Source organism: Lentzea albidocapillata (assembly GCF_000719115.1).
Lineage (GTDB): Bacteria > Actinomycetota > Actinomycetes > Mycobacteriales > Pseudonocardiaceae > Lentzea > Lentzea albidocapillata.
This window is the reverse complement of the sequence record NZ_JOEA01000031.1, coordinates 61,245-76,823: the sequence shown is the minus strand read 5'-3', so window position 1 is coordinate 76,823 and position 15,579 is coordinate 61,245. Positions and strand designations below refer to the sequence as shown.

Annotated in this window: 10 protein-coding genes and 1 pseudogene; 7 read left to right on the top strand and 4 right to left on the bottom strand. The window is 65.2% G+C overall.

The genetic code is table 11. The features are described 5' to 3' along the window. The first annotated feature begins 153 nt into the window (after nt 1–153). The 4 genes from IG04_RS0138840 to drmC are packed head-to-tail and all read left to right on the top strand — an operon-like array spanning nt 154 to nt 7,913. Nucleotides 154–1,467 carry a recombinase family protein gene (locus tag IG04_RS0138840; RefSeq protein ID WP_051771718.1) on the top strand — a complete coding sequence of 438 codons (1,314 nt, stop codon included), beginning with the start codon at nt 154–156 and terminating at the stop codon, nt 1,465–1,467. Beyond that, nucleotides 1,464–5,174, top strand: coding sequence for a DISARM system helicase DrmA (drmA, locus tag IG04_RS0138835; RefSeq protein ID WP_030481754.1), 3,711 nt, complete (start codon nt 1,464–1,466; stop codon nt 5,172–5,174). The genes IG04_RS0138840 and drmA overlap by 4 nt, the downstream gene beginning before the upstream one ends. Then, on the top strand, nt 5,174–7,219 hold the full coding sequence (gene drmB / locus IG04_RS0138830) for a DUF1998 domain-containing protein (RefSeq protein WP_030481753.1): 2,046 nt from the start codon (nt 5,174–5,176) through the stop codon (nt 7,217–7,219). The genes drmA and drmB overlap by 1 nt, the downstream gene beginning before the upstream one ends. Continuing rightward, a complete protein-coding gene (gene drmC, locus IG04_RS0138825; RefSeq protein ID WP_030481752.1) occupies nt 7,209–7,913 on the top strand; it encodes a DISARM system phospholipase D-like protein DrmC in 705 nt (234 codons plus the stop codon). The genes drmB and drmC overlap by 11 nt, the downstream gene beginning before the upstream one ends. Nucleotides 7,914–8,085: 172 nt before the next feature. On the opposite strand, the gene IG04_RS44635 is transcribed toward drmC, so the two are convergent. The 3 genes from IG04_RS44635 to IG04_RS0138805 form a co-directional block, all read right to left on the bottom strand. Then, the gene (locus IG04_RS44635) at nt 8,086–8,712 is read right to left on the bottom strand and encodes a DUF2637 domain-containing protein (protein WP_051771711.1); all 627 of its coding nucleotides are present in this window, start codon (nt 8,710–8,712) and stop codon (nt 8,086–8,088) included. Between the two features lie 208 nt (nt 8,713–8,920). Next, the gene (locus tag IG04_RS46965) at nt 8,921–9,508 is read right to left on the bottom strand and encodes a helix-turn-helix domain-containing protein (protein WP_144065436.1); all 588 of its coding nucleotides are present in this window, start codon (nt 9,506–9,508) and stop codon (nt 8,921–8,923) included. Between the two features lie 137 nt (nt 9,509–9,645). Next, a complete protein-coding gene (locus IG04_RS0138805) occupies nt 9,646–10,323 on the bottom strand; it encodes an MBL fold metallo-hydrolase (protein ID WP_030481749.1) in 678 nt (225 codons plus the stop codon). A gap of 138 nt (nt 10,324–10,461) precedes the next feature. Between IG04_RS0138805 and IG04_RS44820 the strand changes: the two are divergent. Then, nucleotides 10,462–11,421: pseudogene (locus IG04_RS44820) on the top strand (acyltransferase family protein); the annotation flags it as partial. A gap of 47 nt (nt 11,422–11,468) precedes the next feature. On the opposite strand, the gene IG04_RS45975 reads toward IG04_RS44820, so the two are convergent. After that, entirely contained in the window at nt 11,469–12,221 is a 753-nt protein-coding gene (locus tag IG04_RS45975; RefSeq protein WP_030481747.1) for a maleylpyruvate isomerase family mycothiol-dependent enzyme, read from the bottom strand. A gap of 225 nt (nt 12,222–12,446) precedes the next feature. On the opposite strand from IG04_RS45975, the gene uvrA reads away from it, so the two are divergent. Both uvrA and IG04_RS0138785 read left to right on the top strand, forming a co-directional pair. After that, nucleotides 12,447–15,326, top strand: a complete 2,880-nt coding sequence (uvrA, locus tag IG04_RS0138790; RefSeq protein WP_030481746.1) for an excinuclease ABC subunit UvrA — start codon at nt 12,447–12,449, stop codon at nt 15,324–15,326. Continuing rightward, the gene (locus IG04_RS0138785; protein WP_143027994.1) at nt 15,326–15,508 is read left to right on the top strand and encodes a hypothetical protein; all 183 of its coding nucleotides are present in this window, start codon (nt 15,326–15,328) and stop codon (nt 15,506–15,508) included. The genes uvrA and IG04_RS0138785 overlap by 1 nt, the downstream gene beginning before the upstream one ends. Nucleotides 15,509–15,579: the final 71 nt, after the last annotated feature.

The window sequence follows — 15,579 nt, the reverse complement described above, 5'->3', positions numbered from 1 at the left end:
GCGACCATCGCGTCCAAGCCGACCTCGCGCGTGTCGCCCTGGGCGACCGTGTTCGTGGCGACCAGTCCGACGGTGCCCTTCCTCTGCAGGAGTGAGGTCACACCCCTGCAGAGGAAAGTAGGCAAGATCGTCTGACACGACAGAGTGACTGTCATGAACGTCAATCAAGTCCGCCGGTGCGCCCTCTATGCCAGGCTCAGTGTCACCAAGGAGGAGTCCGTCTCGATCACTCGCCAACTCCGGTCGTGCCGCAAGTACGCTGAGGCTCGCGGGTGGGAAGTTGTCGGCGAGTTCATCGACGACGGAGTCTCTGCGACCGCCAGTCGGCCCGAAGATCGCAAGGGCTGGACCGCGCTGCTTTCTACGGACGGCTTCGACGCCGTGATCATCTGGAAGGTGGATCGGCTCGCGCGGCGGGTACTGGACTTCCTCCATGCGGACGAGACTTTGCAGCAGCGAGGCGCGGGGCTCGTCGCAGTCGAGGACCCGATCGACATGACCAGCCCGCAAGGCCGTGCCTTCGCTGTCATGCTGGCAGTGTTCGGCGAGATGGAAGCCGAGGCCATCAGGGCACGCGTCCGCGCTGCGCGAGCTCAGTTGCTCAAGGACGGCCGCTGGGTAGGCGGCGGCGTTGCTTATGGGTACCGGTCGGCGGCGAACCCAGACGGTCCGGGTCGTGTGCTGGTCAAGGACGCGGAGCGTATCCGCTGGCTCACCGAGGCGGTCAGGATGGCTCTGCGCGGTGGCGCCGTCAATGCCATCGCAAAGTGGCTGACCGACGCGGGTGCGCCGCTGCCTGGCGGAGCGAAGCGCAAGGCGGGAAATGTCACCTGGAACCGCCAGACGGTCGATCAACTTCTGCGCAATCCCATTCTGGCTGGAATGACGACTCACAATCCAGGTAGGGGAAAGGGTGGCAAGCGCGTTGATCCGTTCGCGGTCGTTCGAGACGAGAACGGCAACCCGGTGGTTGATGAATCGCTGGCTGTGATCACGGCCGATGAATTTGCGCAGTTACAGCACATCCTCGATTCGAGGGATAGTCCTCAGGCTCGCAAGCGTTCAGATCGGAAGACAACGAGCCCGTTTCTGTCGCGTGTTGCGCTCTGCGACGCCTGTGATGTGTACATGTGTCGCGGGACGAATCAGCAGCGCCCCATCATCTACTGTCCGAGGTGCAAGCAGACGGCGAGCAGGACAACGCTCGACCCGTACCTGGTGCAACGCCTCCTTTCGGAACGGGGAGGTGAGCCGCTCTCAGCGGCGACCGTTCAGTACTGCTGGGAAGCCGCCAGTGCTGACGAGTTGGCCAGGCGAGAGGTCCTCCTTTCACAGCTGGAGAGCCTCCGCATCCGCCGCGGCGTCGTGGGGCGTTACTTCGATGAAGATCGGGTGTTGCTCCGTTGGCGCGCTAAACAGCTGCCTACCGGAACTTGTCAGACCGCTACGGCAGACTTGCCGCTGTGACGGAGGCAACCACAGAGACGTCGGCCGCGCAGGCGTCGTACGAGCTGAGCTACGAGCTGGACGGTTCGTCGTACGCGGTGCGCGAGAACCTCGTGGACATCCTGCAGCGTGAGCTGCTTGGTCCAAGTCACGGCCCCGAGGAGACACTGCCGTTCAGTCCACGCTCGCAGTACCTCGTCGGGCACATCGCTCCGGTGAAGCTGGTCGGCTCGGCGACAGCGTCTCCCGGCGACTCCGATGGCGGTGACCTGATCGAGGTACGCACGGATGGCGACGGGATGGCTGAGGGGCGTGGTGTGCCGGCGTACGCGGCCGATGACACTGAGGCGGACGCCGAAGACGACGATGCCGAGGATCGCGCTCCAAAACAAGGATTGATGATCCCGGCGTCGATGGGCCTGCGATTTCAGGTACCCGGTGACCTCGAAGCGTTCCGGGTCATTGCGTCGTGGGGGACGTACGAGACGGTCGAGACTGAGAAGGTCTCGAAAGCGGGCCGCCCAATCAGGGGGTACCAGCGCACGCCTGTCGAGGAGACTCGCACGATCCGCTTGGCTGACCTCGTGCATGGCCAGACCGCCACCGTGCAGTTGAAAGAGTCGATCGTGTTGCGAATCGACCGCTACAACGACCCGAGGTATGGCCGGGTATTGGTTGAGATCGCGCTGTGCAACGACCGTGAAACGCCCATGCCGATCCCGCTGAGCATGTGGATGTTCCAGACCAAACTGGTGGTCGATGCGGGCGGCGGCGAGGTGTTCCTGCCTGTGCAGGACACGCTGGAGCAGGACTGGCCTGAGCACGACGAAGAGGTCAAACAGCTCAACCTCCAGTACCGCAACCGGCTGGAGTTCGCTATCGGACGTACTTGTTCGGCTGATTGGACAGTCAAGGCTGGGTCGCGTCGGGCAACCACGGTCGAGACGACCTGGCTGCCTATTGGTGAGACGCCGCAAACCAGGGCTCGATCTGTCGAAGATGCGCTGCTGTCCATGGACGCCCTGGTGTCGGCTTCCGCCGACGATCTGCGAGCTGGGCTCGCTCCACTCGTAGATGGCTACGGGACATGGCTTGACATTCAGGAAGCCGCTGCGGCGAAGCTGCCCGGTCATCTCCAGGAGACGGCTGAGTTCGCATTGTGGCGGGCCAGGGAGGTGCATACGCGGCTGAACGTGGGGCTGGAACACATTACCGGTGACGAGGAAGCGTTGCGGTGCTTCCAGTTCATGAACCGGGTGATGCGAGACCAGCGGATTGCTTCCCAGGTGGCCGCAGTGCGTTCGGCCGATGCCTCCTTGTCGATCGAGCGGGCACAGGAGACTGTTGAGGAACGGGGTGCCGCGGCTGCGTCGTGGCGCCCGTTCCAGCTCGCCTTCATCTTGATGCAGCTCGGTGCCCTGACCGATCCCGGTGCGTCGATCCGCAGTGCGGAGCACCAGTCGCAGGTCGAGCTCCTGTTCTTCCCGACTGGTGGTGGCAAGACCGAGGCGTACCTCGGCCTTGCTGCATACGCATTCGCCATCCGTCGTCGTCAGGGCGTCGTGGAGTCTGCAGATGGACAACTGGACGGCCGCGATGGGATTGCGGTCCTCATGCGCTACACGTTGCGCCTGCTGACTGCGCAGCAGTTCCAGCGTGCGACCGCGCTCGTGTGCGCTGCCGAACTCGCACGCCGTGACGACGAAGCGATCTGGGGCAGCGAGCCTTTCCGTATCGGTCTGTGGGTCGGAACCGATGTCAGCCCCAAGCGGTTCGAGGAGGCTGACGAACAGCTCAAGAAGGCCAACGAGTTCGGTCGGCACCGGCTCACCGTCCTGCAGATCCAGCGTTGCCCGTGGTGCGGCACGCCGATTACCGCGGCTCACGTGAAGGCCGACGCGACGAAGCGGCGCGTCTTCGTTCACTGCGGTGACGAGTTGGCTCGGTGTCCGTTCTCCAAGGGGGGAGCCGTCAGTGAAGGCCTTCCCGTGCTTACCGTTGACGAGGAGATCTACCGCCTCACGCCGGCCTTCTTGATAGCCACGGTCGACAAGTTCGCCCGCCTGGCCCGTGAAGGCGAGGCCGCCGCGCTGTTCGGGTACGTCAGCCGTCGTTGCGGTCGCCACGGCTACGTCCACACTGACTACGCACCATGTCAAGTCGGCTCCCACCCCGCCAGCGACGGTGTGCCGGCGGCGGCGGTGGTTCCGGTCAGCCGGCTTCGTCCGCCCGACTTGATCATCCAGGACGAGTTGCACCTCATCACCGGCGCGCTTGGAACTTCAGTAGGTCTGTTCGAAGTCGCAGTCGAGACTCTGTCGTCGTGGGAAAAGCCTGACGGCTCACCAGTGAAGCCACTGATCGTCGCCTCGACCGCGACGGTGCGCAACGCTCAGGAACAGGTTCGCCGACTGTATGGACGCCATCTCGCGATCTTTCCACCGCAAGTACTGGACGTTGCTGACACGTTCTTTTCCCAGGAAGTTCCGATCAACGAGAAGAATCCAGGTCGTCGTTACATCGGTGTCAGCGCTCAGGGCGTGCGTCTGTCCAGTGTCGAGATCCGCGTATCGGAGGTCCTGCTTTCCGCGGGGCAGCTGCTGCTGGACAGGGCCGGAGCCCCTGCCGACCCGTACATGACTTTGGTCGGTTACTTCAACGCCACCCGCGAGCTGGCCGGTATGGCGCGCTATGTGGCCGACGACGTCCAGAACCGGGTCAAACGGCCTCGCAAGGACTCCGGATTCCCGAGCCGCCTTGGCGCGAGCTTCGGTTTGTTGAAGACCGGCGAGCTGACCTCACGCATCGCGTCCTCAGAGATCGGCACGACGCTCGACCGCCTCGGGCTCGAGTTCGATCCGGACTACGACAGCACCGACGCTTTCCGTCAGCGCATGGCGGATTTGAAGGAGGGTAAGCAGGCCGCGCGGCGCGGCGAAGCCGACTCACCCTTCGACGTGGTGCTGGCGACCTCGATGTTGCAGGTCGGTGTTGACGTCCAGCGGCTCGGGCTGATGCTGGTGGTGGGGCAGCCAAAGAACACGGCCGAGTACATCCAGGCTTCCTCGCGCGTCGGTCGTGACGCGTCCGCGCGGCCTGGACTGGTCGTGTCGCTGGGCAACTGGGCTCGGCCCCGCGACCTCGCGCACTTTGAGCAGTTTCGGCACTACCACGAGACTTTCTACGCCCAGGTTGAAGCGCTGTCTGTGACGCCCTACTCGCCGACCTCGCTGGCGCGCGGTATCGACGGTCTGCTTGTCAGTGCGGCACGGGTTCTGCAAGCCGCTGTCAGCGATGGCTTGTCCCCAGAGCGGGAAGCGTGGCGAATCAGAGACCAGCGCGCTGTCCTCGAGGCGATCACCGAGAAACTCAAGAAGCGCATCGCGGCTGCCGCGTCCGATGAGGCAGCGACCAAGCGAGCCAGCGACTTGCTGGTCAACCGGCTTGACCGCTGGGCTGAGCGCGCCAAGCGCGCCACGGATATGCACAGAACGCTGGTGTACGAGCGCACTGGAGAAGGTGGCAAGTACCTGCCGCTGATCATCAGCCCGGAAAATGCCAAAGCGTCAGCTGGCGGATCCCTTGAAGCGCCGTTCGTCATCGCGAACTCCATGCGTGAAGTCCAGCCTGAGATCAATCTGCTGGTCAGTCCGGTGCCCGAGCGGCTCTTCGCTCGTGCGCCCGAAGGCGTACCTGACTGGACCCTGCCGTTCGGCGAGGAGGACTGATGACCGACCTGCTGCCCGATTCGGGTGAGGACATGCTGCACGACGAGCTGGAGCTGCTCGATCCGCTTGGTGACGCCGAAGAAGGCGTGGTCAAGAACCGTGCAAAGGTTGGTTCTGCCCGTCCGTCCTCGCTGCTCTACACCTACGGTCCCGGCGCGATCATGGACCTGCCGAACTTTTCGATCATGCCCGCCGGCCTCAGCGACTGGGAGCTGATCTGGAAGCGCCGTGACCACGTGCCGACGATCCTCGAACCACGCCTGCTCAATGTCGTCCGGCTGCATCTCGGCCCACAGGTTGATGCACTACGACCGTTCCCGTGGCAGCCGAAGCGGACGGGCATGTCCAACGAAGGCGCCGACCTCGGCATCCCCGCACGTGTTTTCCCGCAATGGTTTCGTTGCACCGGATGTGACTACCTTGGCCCGCTATCACGCTTCAGCTACACCAACACACACCCGTTTCGGCCCGACCTGGCGCAGTTCGCCCACAAGAACTGCCCTGGTCGTGGCGGCAAGTCCAACAAGAAGTCAGGCAGCCCCGCCGTTCCAGCGCAGCACCTGCTGACCTGTACCAACGGTCACCTCGACGAGTTCCCGTACTCGCTGTGGGTGCATAGGGGCAGCAAGTGCTTCAAGGCCGAGTTGCCCGACTTGAAGATGCGTGATGCGAACGTCGGCAAGAGCGTCGGTTCCATCATCGCGTGCGCCTCGTGTGGCAAGACGCGAGGCATGGCCGAGGCGCAGGGCTCAGTTGGTCGGGAGAAGCTCCCGCAGCAGTGCCGAGGGCGACACCCACACCTCAACGCTTTCGACAGCGCGTGCGACGCCCGCCCTGCACTGATCATGATGGGTGCGTCGAACCTCTGGTTCGCTTCCACTCAGTCGATCATTGTCATGCCTCGCACTGAGGCTGAGGAAAAGGAAGCTCTTGCTGACCAGTTGCGTGTCGAGCTCGGCGTCGAGCAGGTCGAGAAGTTCGGCGATCAGATAGAGGTCATCAAGGCGCTGGCCACCGCGAACAAGATTGACCTCGACGGTCTTACGGACTCCGACATCGCTGCCGCGGTCGCTGACGTGCTGGCCCCAGCGGAATCAGCGGAGGAGTGGGAGAAGAAGCGCGCCGACTGGGACCCGGTCGAGCTGCTGGTTCCCGAGTGGCGCTACCTCCAAAAACCAACACTGTTTCCTCAACAGCAGCACCCCAGCGGTCTGATGGTCACCGAGATGCAGCGCAACGACGACCTGCATCCGATGATCAGCCGCGTCGTGGCCGTCAACAAGATGAAGAAGGTCAATGCCGTTCTCGGCTTCACCCGGCTCGATGAGATGGACCGCGTGAACGACCTCGCCAGTCGCCTGGTCAAGCTCACACGCAACGGCAAACCCACCTGGGTGCCGGCAACAGAGGATCGTGGAGAAGGCATCTTTCTTCAGCTCGACCTCGATGCTGTTGCGCGTTGGGAGCGAACGATCAAGTCGAGCTCGTTGTGGGAGTCGCATCGAGCTGCCCACGAGCTGAACTTCAGGCGGCGGTTCTCGGAGACTGCCAAAAAGGTCGAGCCTGACGACCGCTTGCCCCTACCTCGCTACTGGTTGCTGCACACGCTTTCGCACGTGCTGATTCGTGAGATGGCGATGTCCAGCGGGTATGGATCTGCCAGCCTGACCGAGCGAATCTACGGCTGGGACAGCTCGCCTCAGCGTGAAGCGGCTGCCGGTTTGCTCATCTGCACCACCGCTTCCGACAGCGACGGAACCCTTGGCGGCCTCGTCGCGCTCTCCGAACCCAAACGGCTGCACGGTCTTGTGGTGTCCGCATTGCGCCGCGCGTCGCGCTGTTCGTCGGATCCGGTCTGTGCGATGCGAACCCCGAGCGCTGCAGAGGATTTCCTGCACGGTGCAGCGTGTCACTGCTGTTCGTTCGCCTCGGAGACCTCCTGTGAGAAGGCCAATCGTTTCCTCGACCGGCGGTTCATGCTGAACCTCCCGACGACCATGGGCGAGTCCGTGCCTGGGTTCTTTGGGGGTGTGGATGCCCTCTGACCCTTTCCGCGTCCTTGGGGAGTTTCTGACTGCTGGCGAAGCCGAGGCGCTGGCGGTTCAGTTCGCGTCCAGACAGCACACCATCAAGGCACTCGCCGTCATCAACGCCGTCCGGCGCGAGGAAGCCAAACAGCTGCTCGCCGCAGCAGGTCTGAGCCATGTCGACGGTGAACGAGCTGCAAGCGTCCTGCGTGCCATTGCCGGAGCCAAGTCGCTTCACCGCGACCTAACTCCGGTGTGGACCATGCCTGGCAACGAAGCGAACATCGGACATCTCACGGGCGAGTTCCATCGCCTTGTCCGGGCGGCGCGACAATCGATCGTATGCGCGACGTACAACTTCGAGCAGACCTCCCAGATGTGGACTGTGCTCAGAGAAGCGTCCAAACAACCGGGAGTCGTCGTCACGGTCTACGTTGACGGGGACAAGGCCGACGCCGTCAAGATCAAGGCCCAGCTGCCGAACGCAACCATCTACCAGTCCGCCGAACTGCCCAACGGCAAGCAAGTCGTCAGCCACGCCAAGTTCATCGTCATCGACCACGAGGTCCTGATGCTGACCAGCGCCAACTTCTCGTTCAGTGCGGAGAACCGCAACGTCGAGTTCGGCCTCCTGGTCCGCGACTCCGCCCTCGCCGAGTCCGTCGAGTCCACCATGAAAAGCAAACACGGCTTGCTCTACCAGCTGGTCTGACGCTCTCGAAGGTAGGTCCGCTGGATCATGCCGAGATCGCTGAACGAGACCGGCGAGATGGTCGTGAGCGGTGAGTAGGCCACGTCAGCCGTGCGTCATCCGTGACCATCGGGGCACGCGCGACGGGTACTGACGTAGAAGGTACGGACTACCTCACCGCTTGCATGAGCCGTCACTGCACGCCAGCCCTTAGCGTTGCCGCGATCTTTGGTGACAGGCCGCGGGAGCAGTTGGTTACTTCGCGAACCCACGCTGGAGTGATGTTCACGTCCGGGCCCAGGTGTTCACGAGCCTCGTTGACGTAGTCCCGCAGAAGCTTCCGCGAGCGCTTGGGTGGAGCCTCAGGGAGGGGAGCCTGTTGTTCATGAACGATCGAGGCAGCCTCAACGACCCGCTGGTCAGAAAGTTCATGAACGGTCGCCGTCTCGCGGATCAAGGTCAGCAGGAGTTCATAGGACAGGCCGAGTGCGACTGGTGGCCACGCTGCCACGAGGCGGCCGATCAGCGTCGGCTCGGCGGCCGCGACGTTCGCGGCGAGCGACACCAGCAGCCCGAGGACAAGACCGATCCAAGCGAGAGCGCCGACCGGTTGGCCGGCCCGCTTGCGGGTGAGCATCACCAAGGACGCCGAGACGAGCATGCCGTCGACCGAGATCGGCAAGATCCAGGCCTTCCATCCTTCACCGGCATCTGAAGCGAGCGCTCGCATGTGATCGAACGAGACGACGGCGGCCACCGCTGCCACCGCAGCGACGGCGACGACGCACGTTCGCTTGATCCAGATCGTGGGTTCGTTCACGACAGCCACCGATCCTGTCGAGGCTCGGAGCAGTTGCACGGGGTGAAGTTCCAGGTGCGGCGTCGAGCTGCGTCCGGGCCGGACAGGAAGTTGGTCGCGTCGCGCAGTTTCTCCGCCGCAGCGCGGGATTCGTAGCAGCGCGCCGGTGACGTCCAGCCGCGCGGATGGGTCCGTGAGACCGGCTCGGAGTAGGAGAGATGAACGCGGCTCATCGCGACATCACCGCCGGGTGGCAGCGTGGGCACAGGGATGACCGGGTTCGGTCCGCGTCGAGCCATACGACCCGAGCCGACACCGGATCGGAGTCACGAGCATCGCACTCGCCGCAGACTGCCGAGCGCCCGCCGGGCGCGCTCGGCGCGGGACGGTTCCTCGGACGGTTAAGGGAAGGATCGGGTGCAGTGCTTGCACCCCGTCGCGTCGTTGATTGCACCTCGTGGCGCGCGGATTGCACCCCGTCCTGCTCAGCGAGGTGCAAGACGTGCACCTCGTCACACATCGCGAGGTCCCAGCCCTGAGGTCGGCGGTCGGCGCGCTTGATGTGCGCGGCCAGGATGTCCGGGTCCGACGGCTTGATCAGGCGCAACGCGTGAAGACGATCAAGAGTTGTGCGGACGGTTCGCTCGGACAAGCGGGTGTAGCGGGTCAGGGTCGCGACCGAGGGGAACGAATTTCGTCCGAACGGGTCGGCGTGGTTGGCGAGGGCGATGAGGACTACTGCGAGTGAGCTTGAGTCCTTGCGGTTGGTTGGGATCGGGGCGCTGTTGAGCGCCCACGCGATCGCTTCGATGCTCACGGCGTCACCGCCGTGATGAGGGTCATGCGGCACGATGTGCGCACGGTCGGACCTCCACGTCCGATCGAGGCCCCGTCCCGCTGCTGGAACAGCGAACGGGGCCGCCTACGTCGGTAGGCGGCCCCGTTCGGCCAAGATCACCAGCCTCGCTCGCGCCATTCGGCGAGCTTCGGACGTTCGACGCCCAGGGTCGAGTCGTCGCCGTGACCTGGGTAGAACCACGTGTCGTCGGGCAGTTTGCCGAAGATCCGCTCTTCCAGGTCGGCCATCAGGCTTGCGAAGTTGTCTGGACTTGTTGTCCGCCCAGGACCACCCGGAAAGAGTGAATCTCCGGTGAAGAGGTGCGGGTGGCCGTCCGGGTCGTCGTAGAGGACCGCGATCGAGCCCGGTGTGTGGCCGCGCAGGTGGATGATCGACAGCGGGACTTCTCCCACGTTGATGGTGTCGCCGTGCTCCACGAGGACGTCCGGCGGGACGGGGAGGACGGCGGCGTCCAGTTCGTGGGCGACGGTGTTCGAGCCGTGGGCGCCGGCCAGCGCTCCGAGTGCCTGCCAGTGATCGGCGTGCTGGTGCGTCGTCACGATCGTGCGCAGCCGCGGGCGGTCCGGGAGGAAGCCCAGCAGGTCCGACAGGCGCTCGTGGTCGTTCGCCGCGTCGATGAGCAACGCTTCGTTCGTGGACCGGCAAACCAGCAGGTAGGCGTTGTTGTCCATCGGACCGACGGAGATCTTCGTGATGGTCAGCGCGGCCAGGGTGCGGCGGGCCGCGGGGCCCTCTGGCTCGACGTGACCGGTGTAGTTCTCGTGTACGTCCACGGTGGCTGACGGTAGTCGTTCAATGCGGTGCAGCGCACACCTTCAGGTTGCATACAGGTTGCACTCATAGGGTAAGTAAAGGTCGACTCATAGTCGCCGCTTACCCTGAAAGCACCAACGAACAGGTCCCCGCCTCTCGTGATTCCAGCGCAACGACTGAAGCCCCGGACTGCCCGCAGGGTGAGCTGGGACGTCCTCCGCGTCGTCGCCATCGGGTGCGTGCTGCTCCACCACGCCACGCTCACGAGCGTCAGCAGCCATCCCGACCTCGGGCCGTTGCCGTTCACCTTTCCGATGTCGATGGGCGCCAGCACGTTGATGGTCGTCTCGGCGTTCTTCGCCTGTGTGTCGCTCAACAGCGGCAAGCCAGGGCAGTTCCTGTGGAGAAGACTCGCCAGACTGCTGCCCGCGTACATGGCGGCGGTGCTGCTCACATTCGCGGTGCAGAGATGGATCGCGCCGGAGGGGTGGAGCCAGCTCGACCGCAGAGACGTCGTCTACAACCTGCTGCTGATCAACCAGTGGATGCCGGACGTCGACATCGTCGACTTCGCCTACTGGACCGTGCCGGTGCAGCTCGTCGCGTTCATCGCCGGTGCCGTGCTCGTGAAGTTCCTGAGAGGCACCCCGCTCCGGGGCTTCCTGTGGGCCCTCATCGTCACGCCGCTGTTGATGAGGCCGTTGCTGGACCACTCGCACACGCTGTTCGTGGTCTACAACGGCTTCGCGCTGCACAGGGCGCAGTTGTTCGCGGCCGGCATCGCGATCTGGCTCTGGCACAAGGACAGGCTCAGGACGCCGCACCTCGCCGCGCTACTGACGGCCACGCTGGTCGCGCAGGCGATTCACACGACCGAGTACGGATCGACGCTCGGTTTCGCCGTGCTGCTGCTCATGGTGTGCGCGGCGGCCGCCGGCCCCGACTGGGTGTTCTTCAGCCCGATCGCGCGGCCCGTGACGTGGCTCGCGGGCATCTCGTACGGGGTCTACCTCGTGCACCAGCAGATCGGCACCGTGGTGATGGACCGCATGCACGCCGTTGGGCTGCGGTCCTGGTGGCTCCTCGCCGGCTTCGTCACCTCGGCGCTGGTGCTCGGCTGGGCGATGACGAAGTTCGTCGAACGCCCCGCCTACAAGCTGCTCACTCAGATCCAGTCGGGCAGCTCCGGCAGCTCTCCGCGGAGGTCGGAGCCGTCGGTCCGGCCCGTCAGCCACCCCAGGACGGCGCTCGCCGACCCGCTGACGGAGTTGCGGCTCGCCGGGCCGCTGACGGTCCAGATGCGCTGACTGCCGTCGGGCAGGGTCACCTCGATGCCGAACGGGTCGACCCTGCCCTCGAACTGCTTCACCGCGTCGTCGAGGAACTCCTCGACGAAGTCGGCGGGCAGGTCGGCGAACCCGACGCCCGCGTCCAGGTCGATGAGGTGGATCCAGATCTCGCGCAGGCGGAACAACGGCACCGTGGACGCCGGGATCGACTGGCCCTTGGGCGCGGTGACCTCCGAACGCCACGCGTGCGCCGGGAACTCGCGGCACGCGACGTCGAACCGCTGGCAGGCCGAGTCCAGGTCGGCCTTGATCACCTGCAGAAGCCGGCGGGAACCCTCTTCGATGTCGGCGTCGCGATCCGTGCGCGACGCGTAGGCCTGATGCTCGACCCCGGTCTTCGCCCAAGTGAGCAGGTTCACCAGCGCGTCGGCGTTGCGCGCGAGGTGGGTGATGACATGTCCGCGGGTCCAGCCGGGCAGCAGGCTCTGGCCGCGCACCGCGGCCTCGTCCAGCTCCTCGACGACCTCGTACAGCACGTCCGTCGCCTCGCGCACGGCGGTGATGTGCCGGTCGGGCACCCCTCGCGGTGCAGGTACGGACGTGTGCTGCGTGGACGGCGTGTAGGTCATGTGCTGCCTCTCCCCGACGTTGAGGCTCGTGATCGAAGCGTCCAGCCTATGGGTAATGCCAGCTCAGGGGAATGAGATAGCCACCAGAACCGTTTTTGTCAGGGGTGCGCCCTAGCATGGTCGGCGGGTCGGTCGCAGCCTCCAATCCGATGCTAGTACTCTTCGAACGCTTGTTCGGGAGAGTGTGGCGTGAGTGACCCGCCAATCGCAGCCGAAGGGACCCCAGTGGCAGACCGTCTTGTTGTTCGCGGCGCCCGCGAGCACAACCTGCGCGGCGTGGATATCGACCTGCCGCGGGACAGCCTGATCGTCTTCACGGGGCTGTCCGGCTCCGGCAAGTCGAGCCTGGCTTTCGACACGATCTTCGCCGAAGGTCAGCGCCGCTACGTCGAGTCGCTCTCGGCGTACGCGCGCCAGTTCCTCGGGCAGATGGACAAACCCGACGTCGACTTCATCGAGGGCCTCTCGCCCGCGGTCTCGATCGACCAGAAGTCCACGAGCCGCAACCCGCGCTCGACCGTGGGCACGATCACCGAGGTCTACGACTACCTGCGCCTGCTCTACGCCCGCGCCGGCAAGCCGCACTGCCCGCAGTGCGGCGAGGCGATCGGCAAGCAGACGCCGCAGGAGATCGTCGACCAGGTGCTCGCGATGGAGCAGGGCACCAAGTTCCAGGTGCTCGCGCCGGTCATCCGCGGCCGCAAGGGCGAGTACCTCGACCTGTTCCAGAACCTGCAGACGCAGGGCTACTCGCGCGCGAAGGTCGACGGTGTCGTCTACGCGCTCGCCGAGGTGCCCAAGCTCAAGAAGCAGGAGAAGCACCACATCGCGGTCGTCATCGACCGGCTGAGCGTCAAGTCCTCGTCCAAGCAGCGCCTCACCGACTCGGTGGAGACGGCGCTGCGGCTCGCGGACGGCCTGGTCGAGCTCGAGTTCGTCGACGTCCCGGAGACCGATCCGAAGCGGATCAGGGGCTTCTCCGAGAACCTGGCGTGCCCCAACGGCCACCCGCTCGCGATCGAGGACCTGGAGCCGCGGTCGTTCTCCTTCAACTCGCCGTACGGCGCGTGCGTGGTCTGCACGGGCATCGGCGTGCGCAAGGAGGTCGACCCGGAGCTCGTGGTCACGGACGACGAGCTGAGCCTCGAAGAGGGTGCGATCGCGCCGTGGGCCGGCGGGCAGACGGCGGAGTACTTCACCCGGCTGCTGCAGTCGCTCGGCGAGGCCATCGGCTACCGGATGGACACGCAGTGGCGGCACCTGCCGGCCAAGGCGCAGAAGGCGATCCTGCACGGCATCGACGAGCAGGTGCACGTCCGCTACAAGAACCGCTACGGCCGTGAGCGCTCCTACTACGCCAACTACGAGGGCGTCATCCCGTTCCTCGAACGGCGCCAGGAGCAGACCGAGTCCGACTACATGCGGGAGAAGTACGAGGGCTACATGCGCGAGGTCCCGTGCCCCGCGTGTGCCGGTACCCGCCTGAAGCCCGAGATCCTCGCGGTCACGCTGCACCACGGCAAAAAGGGCGACAGGTCGATCGCCGAGGTCTGCGCGATGAGCGTCTCGGAGTGCTCCGACTTCCTCGACGGCCTCAAGCTCGGCAAGCGCGAGTCGATGATCGCGGGCGCGGTGCTCAAGGAGATCCAGGCCCGCCTGCACTTCCTGCTCGACGTCGGCCTCGACTACCTCTCGCTCGACCGCGCGTCCGGCACGCTGTCCGGTGGCGAGGCGCAGCGCATCCGGCTCGCCACGCAGATCGGCTCCGGCCTGGTCGGCGTGCTGTACGTGCTGGACGAGCCGTCGATCGGCCTGCACCAGCGCGACAACCACCGGCTGATCGAGACGCTGACGAGGCTGCGCAACCTCGGCAACACGCTGATCGTGGTCGAGCACGACGAGGACACGATCCGCGCGTCGGACTGGGTGGTCGACATCGGCCCCGGTGCCGGCGAGCACGGCGGCAAGGTCGTGCACAGCGGCCCGTACAAGAAGCTGCTCACGAACAAGGAGTCGATCACCGGCGCCTACCTGTCGGGCCGCAAGTCGATCCCGATGCCCGCGAAGCGCCGCAAGATCGACAAGAAGCGGCAGCTCACCGTCGTCGGCGCGCGCGAGCACAACCTGCGCGGCATCGACGTGTCGTTCCCGCTCGGCACGCTCACCGCGGTCACCGGCGTGTCCGGTTCCGGCAAGTCGACGCTGGTCAACGACATCCTGGCCACGGTGCTCGCGAACAAGCTCAACGGCGCGCGCCAGGTGCCCGGCAGGCACACCCGGATCAACGGCCTGAACGAGGTCGACAAGCTGGTGCGTGTCGACCAGTCGCCGATCGGCCGCACCCCGCGGTCGAACCCGGCCACCTACACCGGCGTGTTCGACCACGTCCGCAAGCTGTTCGCGGCGACCACGGAGGCGAAGGTCCGCGGCTACCAGCCGGGCCGCTTCTCGTTCAACGTCAAGGGCGGCCGCTGCGAGGCGTGCGCGGGCGACGGCACGATCAAGATCGAGATGAACTTCCTCCCGGACGTCTACGTCCCCTGCGAGGTCTGCAAGGGCGCGCGGTACAACCGCGAGACGCTGGAAGTGCACTACAAGGGCAAGACGATCTCCGAAGTCCTCGACATGCCGATCGAGGAGGCGGCCACGTTCTTCGAGCCGATCAACGCCATCTACCGCCACCTGCGCACGCTCGTGGAGGTGGGTCTCGGCTACGTGCGGCTGGGCCAGCCGGCGCCGACGCTGTCCGGTGGTGAGGCGCAGCGCGTGAAGCTCGCGTCGGAGCTGCAGAAGCGTTCGACCGGCAAGACGGTGTACATCCTCGACGAGCCCACGACGGGCCTGCACTTCGAGGACATCCGCAAGCTGCTGGGCGTGATCAACGGCCTGGTGGACAAGGGGAACAGCGTCATCGTCATCGAGCACAACCTCGACGTCATCAAGACGTCCGACTGGATCGTCGACATGGGTCCCGAAGGGGGCTCCGGCGGCGGTATGGTCGTAGCAGAGGGCACGCCCGAGCAGGTCTCGCAGGTCGAGAAGAGCTACACGGGGCAGTTCTTGCTGCAGGTGCTCGAAAATGAGGAGGTGTCAGCAGCAGGGTGATGATCCCACTCGATGCGCTGGCCCACCGCGAGCGCGCCCTTCAGGCGTCGCGCGGCGAGCCCACGGCGTACCCCTTCAGCCTCGTTGAGGTGCTCGACTCGTCGGAGCAGGCACTCCGCCGCGTCGCGGCTGTCGGTTGGTTGCGGGCCCTGGAACGGCTTCCTCATCTAGTCGACAAGTAAACTCGTGCGGCCTAGTGAGACAGTGGAGTCTCACTAGAGCCGCAGTACAGCCGGTGAGGAATTCCCGGTCT

What these genes read in the sequence shown, in the direction of transcription:
- IG04_RS0138840 (WP_051771718.1), top strand. Translation starts at nt 154, where the DNA reads ATGAACGTCAATCAAGTCCGCCGGTGCGCCCTCTATGCCAGGCTCAGT.
- drmB (WP_030481753.1), top strand. Translation starts at nt 5,174, where the DNA reads ATGACCGACCTGCTGCCCGATTCGGGTGAGGACATGCTGCACGACGAG.
- drmC (WP_030481752.1), top strand. Translation starts at nt 7,209, where the DNA reads ATGCCCTCTGACCCTTTCCGCGTCCTTGGGGAGTTTCTGACTGCTGGC.
- IG04_RS45975 (WP_030481747.1), bottom strand. Translation starts at nt 12,221, where the DNA reads ATGACCTACACGCCGTCCACGCAGCACACGTCCGTACCTGCACCGCGA.
- IG04_RS0138785 (WP_143027994.1), top strand. Translation starts at nt 15,326, where the DNA reads ATGATCCCACTCGATGCGCTGGCCCACCGCGAGCGCGCCCTTCAGGCG.